This window comes from Thalassobacillus devorans, assembly GCF_011761345.1.
In the GTDB taxonomy this organism is placed as follows: domain Bacteria; phylum Bacillota; class Bacilli; order Bacillales; family Halobacillaceae; genus Thalassobacillus; species Thalassobacillus devorans.
On the sequence record NZ_JAASRY010000001.1, the window covers coordinates 388,909 to 401,975 of the forward strand.

Below are 13,067 nucleotides of genomic sequence, written 5' to 3' on the forward strand. Positions count from 1 at the left end.
ACTAAGCCTCCTTTAGATTTTCTTCCGACAGCTTTAGAAGGTTTTTAAGGAGCTTGTCATAATTCCCGGCATGTTTGTATTCTTCGTTTAGTAATTTAACCCCCCGTGTTAGATGGGCATTAAACAGGTGAGGAAAGTATTCTTCTTCACTTACATCTCTTAATGCGTGTTGCCTAATTAGTGCTTTATAAAAGTAATCTCGATCCCCGGTTAACGTATTTCTATTAAATTCAATTCCTTGACTATCAGACGAAACTTCCTCCGGTTCCTCCTTTACACTCACTGATAAAGAAATAGCGATTCTCGCTAAAAGGTTAGGAGTCAGCCCGGTAGAATTTTGCAGGTTTTTTAAGAGTTCACCTGTGGTAGCTGTAGTTTTTAATCGGAAGTTCATTACTTAGTCACCTTTTCGTTTTCCAGATTAAAGAAGTGTTGTTCTATTTCAGTTTTTCTATTATATGAATCGTAGTTTAGCGTATAGACATTTGCTATGGTACTTTGCAGATCTTTATATAATTTAGCATCGATCTCTGAATCTGTAGACAATACAATGTTTTGAACACCAAACTTAGGGAGCAGCTTCGTTACAATAGAGTGCTTGTGTTCATTATCCAGCCTGCCTAATAAAGTATCCAGGATAAGAGGAAGCTCTTTTTTCGATGACATGATTGTGCCCCAAATGATTGAAAGTGCTAGTAATTCTTTTTCACCTGCCGATAGAATATCTTTATCAATTCTTTCACTGGTGTGATCCAGTATGCTAAGTTGGAAGGTTTTTGGATCAATGAGAATATGGTTTATAAACTCTTTCTTTCTAATTAATTCTTTAAACATCTTAGAAGAAAAGTACTCAATGTCTTTTATCTTATTTCTCAATTGATGTTGTTGAAACTTTTGGCTAATGTGAATTATTTTTTGGGATTCTTCAAACGATGATTTTGTCTTTCGAATCTTATATAGTTGCTGCTTTACTTTTTCATACTTTTTATTAAATATTTCAATTTCATTTTTTAGTTCATTTTCCTGGTTCTTTAAAGCATTTAAGCGTTCTTCGAGCTCGCTAATGGAACGGGTATAATCTTCCATGCTTTGGATCATATTAGCGAATTCAGGAGACTCTTCGTTATCTTTTAATTTTTTCTTATGAGATTGTACTTCAGATAGTAACTCCTGGTTTTCCTGAATTAGAGAAAATATAACGTTCAACCTGGTGATATTGGTTTCAGATAATAGATTATAAACTTGCTGTGCTTCTGTCTTAGAAGCGTTATGAATAATATTGACTTCCTCAGTTTGTGTTAAATGGGAAACGAGGCTTTCTTTTAACTTTTCTTCTGTACTAGTAGAAGAATCCACTCCCAGCTCACTCATGATATTGTTTACTGGAAGTTTATCTATTTTATTTTTCAATATGTTAGAAACATGAAATTCTTCTTCATTCTTTAATTGTTCTACTAATTTGTATAGCAGAGGAAAAGCAATAAAGAAAGGTAATTCGTTTGCTATAAACTCTTTAATTTTTTCATTTATGTGCTTTCTGTTTCCTTCAATTTCGTTAATCTGTTCCTGGAGTTTTGTTCTTTCTTCATAAGCAATACCACCATGAAGGGAAAAGTCATTCTTCGCTTCGTTATATCTTTGTGTACTTGCTTCTATTTCACTTTCCGTATTCTCAATTTGACTACTAACTTCCTCTAAACTGCGAATATTCTGGTTGAGTGCTTCTTCGTATTCTTTTTCGTCTTGCTCTAAGCTTGTTTGCTCATTTGATTTAGAACTCTGATCCAGATATGCATACATGTCCTGCTCTAGGTTTTGAAATAGATCTAAGTTAAATATTTTAGATGATAGCACTTTTAGATATTGAGATAAGTTATCTTCATCAGTAAGATGCGAAATTTCCTCCCCATCAAAAAAGCATAATTCCAATAAGGAAGGGGGGAAAGTAGTTCGTAAGTGAGAAAAGAATTGATCTTTTTCAACTTCACTTACTTCTACGCCTTCCTTAATCACACTTACTTTTTCTTTGATGCTGGGTTCTACGGTCCAGCTTCTTATTATAGATACATTTATACGTTTGAAATTTTCTATTATCGAAAAATCTATTTGAATGTAAAATTCATTCTCGTACTCTTTTAAAGAGTCGTTTTGCTGTTTTATGGCGTTAGCATTGATTAAAGACCTAATCTTTTTTAAATAATCAGGGGTAACTGTTTTTTTCTTGTATGCTAAAGGGCCGTATAAGGCTAATCTCACACTATTTAAAAATGTGGTTTTTCCAGAACCATTTTTCCCCCCGATTAATATAGTGTTCAGTCGTTCATCCGTATGCAAATCGAAAATGTTTTTACCCTCATAGGGTCCTATATTATTTAATATAATTTTTCTTAAGATCATAACTACCTATTCCTTTCAGACGCAACATGTTAGAGATGCAAATAATCTTGCTGTAAAGCGGATGATAATTGATCCATTAAACCTCGGCGTACCTTGTAGCCTGTATAATCTTTCTCAATTAGCAGAAGCTTCTTAACAAGTTTAAAGTCGATCCCTTCTTCCTGGCACATCATTTCAAGTTGATGTAATTCATCCTGGTCAAAAATCAAGCGTTCATCTTTCTCCCAATTTAAATCTTCACCGAAGACGTCCCAGTAAATTTTCGGAAGAGAATCTTCAAAATCACCATCATTAAACCATAGCTTTCTAATTTCTTTTAATTCTTCTTCTTTAATTAGGTCATACTCGTCATCAAATGGGTGAGTAAGGTCTCTTTGTACTTCTAAAAGCCTCTGTAATATTTCCTTTCGCGCCTCCAGTGTAAAGGCTCCTAATCCAAGACGGCATAGGTTTTGTTTTTCATCTTTAATTAATACCATAGGATCATCAGAAGAAGAGAGGTCAATATTATTTTTATTTAGATATTGTTTTAGATCACTCTTCTCAATAATTTCAAATCTTTCTAAAGGAATAAGATCTTTTTTACGGCTTCCTTTTTTCGGGACAATTACATAGTCTTTACCATCAATTTCTTTTATCTGCATTGGTCTAAAATACACTTGGCCATTCATACGATATTTCATACGTCTTGTGCGGTCATCGCGGATCGAGGCTAACCAATTTCGGAAGTCAAGTAAAGGCTTCATCCAGTCGTGTCCACTATCAATGAAACCACTTAAGGCCTTGTCTTCATTAACTACTGTACATACCCAGCAGCCAAATCTTGAATTACCACAAGATCCCGCGGACTCTTTTACAGTTTTATCAACTACTAAAGGACATTCCCCACTGCCTGATTCTTTATATAACCGATGGAGCTCGTAGTTATCGTCTCCCCAAGGAGATTCAAAGTTTAATAGATAGTTCCAAACTTCATCTAAATCAAATTGTCTAATAGGAGCGTACACATATGCATTAGTAAGAGTAGAGTGTCTCATTAAAACTTTACCTTCAACAGAATGTGATTTAATAACATTCGCTCTGGTAGCACTTTCGCTTTCGCGTACTCCCAGAACCATGATCACTTCTCCAAAGGCATTAACTTTATCCTTAATAAACTGGTTGGCAGGATCGATTTTTAAACGATCGGTACACCATCTAAACTGTTGATTGGGGGAGGGATAGCCTTTTCCGATAATATTAACCCAGAATGATTGATCTACCATTGGTTTTACTTTATGTGTTTCAATAGGTAGATCCAGTTCAATTGCTTTATCCTCAATCCGTCGTAATGTCGTGTTAATTGATTGAATAATGAGAGGTGTTTCTACCAGGGTATCTGAAGAAATCACATGCACCTTTTTGGTTAATTGGTCACTTGGTAATTCGCGTAAAGCTTCAAAGACAAGCTGAACTACTACCGTAGAATCTTTTCCACCACTATATCCAATTACCCAAGGTCGGTCATCTGCCAAATAGGTGTTCTTTACTTCTTGTTTAGCTTCATCTATTAAAGTAGTTTTCTCGTTAAATGCTTGAGAAATAATTCCGGTCATTTTGATGTTCCTTTCTTAAACTGGTCTTCTAATTGTAATTCTTGTTTACTTAGGGAAAGATTTAATAATTTCTTTATTTGAATAGCAGTTAGCTTAATTGTGCTGGAAGTCTTTTGTACTCTGCCATTATGATTAATTGCCCGGCCTTCCCAGCAATCTGTATTAGTCCTGGACCAGTCAACATTTTTTAAATTTGAAATTACTGTTTTCCAACTATCTCCATGCGTTTCTCTAAGTTCTTTACCAACAATGCCCACAGCTTCTAAAAAAACTCCATGGCCTACAATGTAATTCATTCTTAATTCTTTTGGGGTCAACTCGCGATTCATTACTTGCTTCCACTCATTTATGGATTCTGTTAATAGATCCCAAAAATCATTTAAAAACTTTTCGTCTGCATCGGAAATGGTGTCACCTTTTGACACTCCCAGTAACTTTAAATTAGTGTTAAAAATATGATTTAAAGCGATGATTTTAGGAGAATTCTTTGACAGGGACACTTTTTCTCGATCTGTATACCTTTTTAGAAAAGTGTTTTTCTCTATAATGGCGCGTGTAGCAATTGCTAGTTTATCACGATGATCATATAAGATGCCGATAGAGGACGTTGTATTAACTGCATGGCGATTTAGGTCTGAAAAAATCTGTTGGGATTTTTTCAGGCCGGAATCGATAAAGAACACTACAGATATGGTTTCACTACCTAGTTCAGGGTTAAGTTTAAGTGCTTCTTCTATCGCTGCACGTCTATGTTGGCCGTCGTTTATTAAAAACCGAGAATCCAATGAAATTGACAGCATACCCATATCTTTTAGTGAGGCTTCCTCAGATACTGAAGTGAATTCAATTTCACCATCAATAGAAGCGGTCAGTGATGAAAACACATAGTCATCTTTGTTATCTACAATATAATTGGTCATTTCTGGTATTCTGTTTTTGTTGATTATTCTTTGAGCTCGATAATCTGGTGGTACTTCTTCTTCATCAAATAAGAATATTTTAGGTATCACTCTTAAAGGACACATCGCAATAAAATATTCTTGTCCAGCTTGGACCCCTTTAATAGCAGGGAAGTTATAACTGAAGCCAAAATCCATGTCAATCCCCCTGATTACGTACGTAATGTTATGGTTTTATTATAAACCTTAGAAAGTATACACTCAATAAATTTAATCGAGATTTTTAACGTTATTTGATGATTATTGACGTTGTTATTTTATGTTAAAATTGTATATAATATTGAGATTTTGTTCGGAGGTAAAGATATATGTCACAAGAAACGTTTTGTATTTTCTTAAAAGAGTACAATAATTCACTATATATGATCGCTCAAAAGGTTGACGAATTAGTATACATTGATGCCACTTCTTCAGTAATTCAAGGTAGGAAGTTTGCTGAAAATCTGTTGAAAGAAATTTATAAGGTGGAGAAAAGTGAAGAGGATGATCGTAATTATCCAACACTCTATGATATGTTAAATGGTCTATATAGGGATGGACTATTTGATAAAGGCATACGGATAGACTTAGACTTTCTTCGATTTAATGGAAATAAAGCGGTTCATGATAAAAGAGAAAATTCCCAGGTTACAGCTTTAAAAGTACACCGTAAAGTGCATAAATTGGCAGGTTGGTATGCTGAAGTTTATGGGTCTCCTGACTTTGAAACTCCCGAATATGTCGAACCAAAACCTACTGCAAGTATAGATGAGAGTTACATTCAAGAGCTTATTAGACAACATATCAGCAAATACACACAAGGTAACGAAAGTACAATAGTGGAGAGTAATAAAAATGGTAGTTACGAAATTATAGAAGATTTAAATGATAATAATAGTTATTTAATAAGGGAGCTAAACCGTTTGAAAGCTTCATCACAGGAGGCACTTGAAAACGTAGGTAACTTTTCGGAGTTTAAAAACTATTTACATGTTCAGAGAAACATTCAGCTTAATTTAGAAGATGTGCTAAAGAAATCAGCACAAGATAATAAAAAGCTTATTCTACTTTCAGGAAGTGTAGGTGATGGTAAATCTCATTTATTATCATACCTGTCGGAAAACAAGCCGGAGATAATAAGTAATTATACCATTATTAACGATGCCACAGAGAGTAATGCTCCAGAAAAAAATAGTATGGATACTTTAAAGGAAAAACTTAAAGGTTTCAGTGATCAACATTTGAATGAGTGCCAGAATAAAGTTATTCTGGCAATTAATTTAGGTGTCCTAAATAATTTTATAACATACGAACATAAAGGCTTAACCTTTACTAAACTTGCTGAATTTATTGAAAAAAGCAATTTATTTACTAAAGAAATTACAGATGTATTTGTGGAAGAGAATTTTTCTATTATTAACTTCTCGGATTATCAACCTTTTCAATTAATGGAAACAAAAGCATTCTCTAAATACTTTGATGAAATTCTTAAAAAAGTGACCTCTGAGTCCAATCTCAACCCTTTTTACCAAGCTTATATAAAGGATTCAAAAAACAACGTTTACACGGCTGTACATCTTAACTATGAATTGTTGGCGGATTCTAATACTCAAAAAATAATAAATAAACTAATTTGCAATTTAATTTTGGAAAATAAAGTAGTTATATCAACCAGGGCTTTTTTGAATTTCATTGCCGATATCCTAATTCCCTCAGAAAAGGACATAAAAGAAATTCGAATCGAGAATATGACAGAATTTGAACGGTTGGAATTATCACTACCGTCCCTACTCTTTCACCGAGAAGGTAAAAGTGAATTATTAGACGGAATGCAAAAATATGATCCTATTCATCAGCGTTCGAGGGTGTTGGATGAAATTGTTAATAGTATATATAGCACCAGAGACTTTACTCAAGTAATAGATTCTTATATTACGAATAAAAATTATATTAAAATATTTGAGCCTTTCGCCTATTTGTTAGAAAACCCAGACAATATTTTAGAGAAGGAATCTTATCAAGCTCTTGCTAAATCATTCATAAGAGCTGCTTATTTAAGTGATCCCTTAATACAGGAAGAGCTCCAAAGGCCGGCTATGGAGAAATATATTCGTTATCTTAATGGATATAATGTTGGAAATAAGGATGTAATAAAAGAAATATATGAGAGTGTGAGAAAATCAATTTTTGCTTGGAAGGGTTCACCAAAAAAAGGTTATATTTATATAAATAACATGACCGAGTCTTATCGAGTTGCTCAGAGAATTAATTTTAAACCATTACCGAATAAAATGCCTAAATCAGTAAAAGAGGAGTTAGAATTTTTTAATACTACTATAAGCTTAGGTTTTATGGGTCGTGAGGAGCATGAAAGTATTGATTTTGAAATTGATTATAGCCTTTTTGAGCTCTTATCAAGAGTTTCTGAGGGTTATCGACCAGACAACAAGGATAATGAGGATGCTCTAACATTTATCACTTTTATGAATCAATTAATAGCTAAGTCTAAGAACACTGATTTATTAATACACTTTCATGGAGAAAAAGAATTATTTAGCTTAGAAAAAGATTTTATGGGATCATTTGCATTCGAGAAGGTGGAAGAGTAAGATGAGTGGATATTTTAACTTTCAAGAAATAGAAAGTAGATTGAGTAAAAAGAAAAATGAAAATGGTTTAAGTTCACATGAGCATGGTAAAGTGAAATATGCTTTTCCATTCACCTCTCATCGGACGAAAGTAATTAATGAGGGAGTTAACGAAATTATTGGTGAACTCGTTAGGATAATGAATAACGTTTCTAAACCTGAATTTAAATATAAAGGAGATTACACTTATTCAGATTACACTTTAATTAATAATGTAATTGAAAAAGTATCCTTCCCAGATGAAGAGCATCATGACATCTTAGCGGATTTTTTGGAGGATTATCTATTTAAAAATAACAAAGAGTTAAAACCTTTACATTTATATCTATTTAATTATATAGAGACTACAAATAAAAATAAGAATGAAAAAGAAAAGTTTGCTAGATTTATTTTTGATTTATTTTTTTATCAAAAAACTGAATTAACATCATTGTTTTCTTCTAAAGAAACAGATAATTTACTAACAGAATTAATTATCAATGGGTTACCTGAACTTGAAACACAACCAATCAAAAATCAAATAAGACATACAAGATACTCAAACGTACTACCTTTTATTAGTGATATTTTCTTTAAAGACTTTTTGTTTTTAAGTAAACAAAAGGAATACTTTATTACACATTTCTTTAAAATAATTCATTATTATATGTTTCAATATGTGTTGCAATTCCTGAAAAGCGCTCAAAAGTTTGGGAATGAAAAAGACGTAGATGAGATGGATCCATTTCATTTTACTTTAGACTGGGAGACTGGAGTTGGTGGGTATCGTGAAGCAGTACATGATTATCAATTTATAAAGACAAATGCAATTAACCTCTTTGTTCATTTCCATGCTATGTCACACTTAAGCCATAACCATGAATTACACAATCCAAGTGATGAACTTAAATCTTATTCAAAGATAATCCAGGAGTTAGAAAAACTAAATCCGGAGGAAACACAGAAAGAAAAGGAAAAACTTAGAAATTGGATTATGACATATTCTAACCTAATAAATACGGATGTACCTCCTGAATTGAAAAATGAATTAGAATTTAAAGAATTGTTTAAAGTATTATTTAATCAACTGCAAATAGGTATGAGTAACGATGTTCGTAAAAATTTTGGAGAACATATTGACAGACTAGGTAAAGGAAGGTTTTTAAAGGGACGAGGAAAACATGGATACCTATTGTCGCTTAAACAAGATGAGTTTTTAATGTTAAGTGCTGTGGCTGTTGGAGATAAAAAAATTCCATTGAAAACTTTCTTTAAAGAATTGAAGAGAAGGGGAATATTATTTGATCATTATTCAAAAAGAGAAGCGGTTAAATTGTTAGAGCAACAGAATTATATAGAAAAGAAGAGTGATAGTGGTGATGCACAATATGTCAAACCAATTCTTTAATTTTATAGCAGATTTAATATATGAAAACTTTTCTAGGAATACACCTCAAGCTGGAGATAGGTATTTTCTAATATTAAATAATCAAGGCGATATTAATAACCTTAAAGAGGCTATAGGTGAAAAATGTGCAAGCGAGATGTTTGATTATAAACTTGAAAATGGTGGTTATTTTTTAACACCTCAAATGTTGTATCGTAATGGTGCTGATTTAGTAATAGCTAGTGCAAGCTCTAAAGTTACGAATGACTTTTTAGTAACTCTTAGGAATAGAGTAGGAGATCAAGTAGATAAATGGAAGGGTAAAGCATTACTTAGTATTATAAAAGAGGATCTTGACTCTATTAGTGGGGGGAGCATATCACTTCAGAGCGAAGGAATGCCACTACACCCTAATGAACTATCCAAGTTATTAAAAAATAAAATACAAGAGAAAGTTATAGACCCAACAGATAGAATTGTTTTAACAAAACATTTATCAGAAATTGATAAAGAACGAGCTGTACAGTTTACAACTTTTTATGATTATAAAGATGTTATTGAGATTATTAATAATGGTGAGCTAACACAAAAAGATTACCAAAATTTAGGTATGTTCCGGGATGAGCAATTAAGTCATTCAAAAGGAAGTAATTTAGAAAAACGTATACAGAAGAATAAAGAACTTTACTCTAAGCTAGAAACACTAAATAAGTTAAATCAAGATGATGCCGAATATGAACGTCTTTTTTTAGAGAAGGATATTCCTAAGTTTCAAAAAGATAACTGGAGAGAGCTGGATTTTTCTAAAGTCTTTCAATCTAATATGCGTAGGGCTAATTCTTCAAAAAAGACCAATGTCTCTTTTGAAAAAATTAAAATTCCTGCCAGTATAGGATGTGATTACTTTATACGTCCATTGTCAGATAAAGGGGCAGGTAAAAGAAAATATCAACTTTTAATGTATACTGAAAATCCTAATAAACTAAGTTTTTCTCTAAATATAGATGTGAAAAATAGTGAAATTGATGGTTTACATCAAGATTTCCTTCAACATTATGGGGAAGCAGAAGTTAAAGTGAAAAAAAGGGCAATAGATGTGGTAATCTCACCGGAAAAAGGTAATCATGTTACTTTTGAGCGTATTGTTTATAAGCATGAGGATAAAGCTTCGTTAAAAGCGGAATTTAACATTTGTATTTTACCTTATTCAGACTTGATTTTTCAAGAATACCATACCTCATTTGAAGTTAACTATAAAGATAGATTATTAAAACTTCCATTGGATAGTAATAATATCACCCTAGGGGTTGAGCCGTTAAAAAATAAAGAAGTAAAGGGCGATCAATCTCTACTTGAGATTGATAATATTGAAGGGATGAATTATGAACTTCCAAACGAAATTTTAGACAGTGAAGAACGACTTATTTTTAAGGTGTCCTACGAAAGTCAAGAAGTTAAAATTGAGCTAGCGGGAGAGAGACCAGATGTAATACCAATAAAATCAAACAAATTGGCTAAAATAAAAAGAGAATCTCAAGCTAACTTTAATAAAAAGGGAACAAAGATAACGAGTAATCAAGCCCATGAATATTATATATATAATGATTATAAACAATTTTTAGATATAGAAGAAGAATGGTTAGCTGATATAGCTTATACTGGTTTTTATAATAACGGTCACTTTACTAAAAATGATGAAATTAAACTGTCCCCTGAACTAGTGAATGCTTACAATCGTTTCGTAAATGGTTTCTTGAAGAAGGCACCATCCTTAGTGTATTGGAATGAGACAATACAACAGCGTGGTAAGGAATATATTGAGCAATATATTAAAGAGATTGCTGTTATAGATGATACTCAACCAGCAGGAAATAAGAGTAAGAGCTTATTTAAATTAGGTATAATTTATAAGAATAGTGGAGATGAGATTTGGCTGTCACCGTTCCACCCTTTAAATGTTGCCTTTGAATTACGTAAGCTTGAAAAGTTAAGTGATGAAGAGATAGATCAGGGAATTTTAGATAGACTGAAACCAGATAGCTTATTACCATTTATTTATGATTATAGAGATGATGTATATACTCCTGATTCACAACAATATGTCCCTGGATGGATTATTTATAAAAAAAAGGATACATCTAATGTGGTTGACGCAGATCTTTATCTGGATAAAGTAGTTAAAGATAAATTACACCAATTTGAAGAGCATTTTTCTTACTTGTTTCTGTCTGGTTCTAATGCACCTCTAAAAATGAACATTATCAATATTTTAAATGACAAGCAGGCCATAAAAGGGCTGATAAAATGGTATATAGAGAAAAAGAATAAACAACAAAATAGTAAATTGCCACCAATTATAGTTAACGTTTATCGTGATCATCTAGATGATAGTTATTGTGATAAATTCGCAGAAATTAGTGAAGTTGAAGAATTTGAGCAAAGATTCGATTTAAAGTTAAAGGCACAGGATACTAATCTTTCGCCAGTGGATCTCCTTAAAGAATTGCATAGGAATATTAAGTTTTACGTTACTAGTAAAGCAAAAAACTATGAATATGCTCATATTTCCTTCTATAAAATGGAGGCTCAGAATAATTATGCGTCGCAACCAATGGATCAACTTGAATCAGGAATCACAATGAGTGGTCTATACTCTTCAGTACCATCCAAAAAGTTTGAGGAAGATTATCGAAGCGGATTTGGTATTAAAGACTATTCTATAGAATCTGATGATTTGCTATTGAATTGTTCATATTATGTGAATGAGATAGCATCTAATATGGTTAACCAAGCGAGTAACACCTATATGAAGGGGCGTGGTATTGTTTCACGTACTGCGTTGGATGATATGAATGTAATTCATAATATTCTTCATTCATCAAACTGGGTAACATTTGTGGATCCAGGAGTAGATCTTGATTTTTTTGAAAGTTCGATTGATGACTTATTAGTAATTCATTATAATGACCAATATTCCTCATCGAGCAGATATGATGCTATTACAGTAACAAGTAGATCTAACCAATATTATGATGTTATTAAAGAATTCTTTGATTCAATGAGTATAGCTAATGAAAATAAACCTAAAGCTGTAGAGCGTACAATCTCTTATTTCAATACAATTAATGGAGAATGGTTACTAAAAATAATCGGAAACAGAGGATACTTCACAGAAGAGAAACTTAGTATAATTGCAGCTATTAAAGCATCGTTAGCTTATTTTAATCATTCAGATATCCTTTGGGTTCCTATTTCATTAGAAGAAGTATTAAGAGTGGCTGGAGCAGTAAGCCTAAATAAAACAGGTGGTATATTCACTGCTAAAAATTTAGGTGTGAAAGGTTCACATAGTGATGATGTGTTGTTAATTGGCTTGGAAGAAATAGATGACGATATTAAAGTGCATCTATATCCAATTGAAGTTAAGATAGGGCAAAATCATGAAAGTGTGATTAAAAAGGCACGAGAACAAATTGCTCAAACTAGTAGTCTGCTGGAATCCCAAACTGTTACTAAAGAGCAATCTTTTATGAAGTGCTTTTATCAGAACTTCTTTATTCAGTTATTTATCTCAAATGCAAAACGTATGGTAGAGACGAATTTCTTTACCAGTAAAGACTATGAATTATCTAAAAACATAACGCAAAAGTTAAAGAAGGGTAATTATGAGTTTGTATCCTATTTAGATTCCTACATTGGTAAAGGAGCAATTGTTTCCTATAAAAGAGGAGTATTTGTCCGTTCTAATGAAGTTAAGAACGGTACGTTGGTAATAGAGATGTCTAAAGAAGATGATTTGAATCCATGTCTTGTTAATGAAATTAATGAGTTGGAAAAATGGTTGACTAGTGAGGCAACCGACTTTGCGAAAGAGAATATTTTAAAGTATTCTTATTCCAATAAGACTCCTCCATACAAAAAAGATGTAAAAAAACAAATATTTAAGTTTTTGACGGAATAAGAAATATAAAGTTAAACTTTTTGGCGTGGTTTCTTTTTTATAGAAGCTGCGCCTTTTAACTCAGTATTTCACCTTGAAAGCATAAGGAAAAAGTATTGTTATGAGTATAAACAGCCTGAAAAGCAGCTAATTATATATGGAAGAAGGAGGGTTTTCCTTATA

At 32.4% G+C, this 13,067-nt stretch carries 7 protein-coding genes; 3 read left to right on the forward strand and 4 right to left on the reverse strand.

Translation table 11 applies throughout. From position 1 onward, the window contains the following. Position 1 precedes the first annotated feature (1 nt). The 4 genes from FHS45_RS01940 to dndB are packed head-to-tail and all read right to left on the reverse strand — an operon-like array spanning position 2 to position 5,089. Complete coding sequence (locus FHS45_RS01940; protein WP_062444824.1) at positions 2–394, reverse strand: DndE family protein; 393 nt, start codon at positions 392–394, stop codon at positions 2–4. Next, complete coding sequence (dndD, locus tag FHS45_RS01945; RefSeq protein ID WP_062444825.1) at positions 394–2,397, reverse strand: DNA sulfur modification protein DndD; 2,004 nt, start codon at positions 2,395–2,397, stop codon at positions 394–396. The genes FHS45_RS01940 and dndD overlap by 1 nt, the downstream gene beginning before the upstream one ends. A 29-nt stretch (positions 2,398–2,426) precedes the next feature. After that, complete coding sequence (dndC, locus tag FHS45_RS01950) at positions 2,427–3,992, reverse strand: DNA phosphorothioation system sulfurtransferase DndC (RefSeq protein ID WP_062444827.1); 1,566 nt, start codon at positions 3,990–3,992, stop codon at positions 2,427–2,429. Then, a complete protein-coding gene (gene dndB, locus FHS45_RS01955) occupies positions 3,989–5,089 on the reverse strand; it encodes a DNA sulfur modification protein DndB (RefSeq protein WP_062444830.1) in 1,101 nt (366 codons plus the stop codon). Before dndB ends, dndC begins: the two co-directional genes overlap by 4 nt. A 170-nt stretch (positions 5,090–5,259) precedes the next feature. Between dndB and dptF the strand changes: the two genes are divergently transcribed. The 3 genes from dptF to dptH are packed head-to-tail and all read left to right on the forward strand — an operon-like array spanning position 5,260 to position 12,905. Continuing rightward, positions 5,260–7,539, forward strand: coding sequence for a DNA phosphorothioation-dependent restriction protein DptF (dptF, locus tag FHS45_RS01960; RefSeq protein WP_062444832.1), 2,280 nt, complete (start codon positions 5,260–5,262; stop codon positions 7,537–7,539). 1 nt (position 7,540) lies between these two features. Further along, positions 7,541–8,965, forward strand: coding sequence for a DNA phosphorothioation-dependent restriction protein DptG (gene dptG, locus FHS45_RS01965; RefSeq protein ID WP_062444834.1), 1,425 nt, complete (start codon positions 7,541–7,543; stop codon positions 8,963–8,965). Then, positions 8,946–12,905: a DNA phosphorothioation-dependent restriction protein DptH gene (dptH, locus tag FHS45_RS01970; protein ID WP_166761344.1), complete on the forward strand. Its 3,960-nt coding sequence runs from the start codon at positions 8,946–8,948 to the stop codon at positions 12,903–12,905. The genes dptG and dptH overlap by 20 nt, the downstream gene beginning before the upstream one ends. The last annotated feature ends 162 nt before the right edge of the window (positions 12,906–13,067 follow it).

Coding starts and splice junctions, on each gene's coding strand:
- FHS45_RS01940 (WP_062444824.1), bottom strand. CDS start 394: ATGAACTTCCGATTAAAAACTACAGCTACCACAGGTGAACTCTTAAAA.
- dndD (WP_062444825.1), bottom strand. CDS start 2,397: ATGATCTTAAGAAAAATTATATTAAATAATATAGGACCCTATGAGGGT.
- dndC (WP_062444827.1), bottom strand. CDS start 3,992: ATGACCGGAATTATTTCTCAAGCATTTAACGAGAAAACTACTTTAATA.
- dndB (WP_062444830.1), bottom strand. CDS start 5,089: ATGGATTTTGGCTTCAGTTATAACTTCCCTGCTATTAAAGGGGTCCAA.
- dptF (WP_062444832.1), top strand. CDS start 5,260: ATGTCACAAGAAACGTTTTGTATTTTCTTAAAAGAGTACAATAATTCA.
- dptG (WP_062444834.1), top strand. CDS start 7,541: ATGAGTGGATATTTTAACTTTCAAGAAATAGAAAGTAGATTGAGTAAA.
- dptH (WP_166761344.1), top strand. CDS start 8,946: ATGTCAAACCAATTCTTTAATTTTATAGCAGATTTAATATATGAAAAC.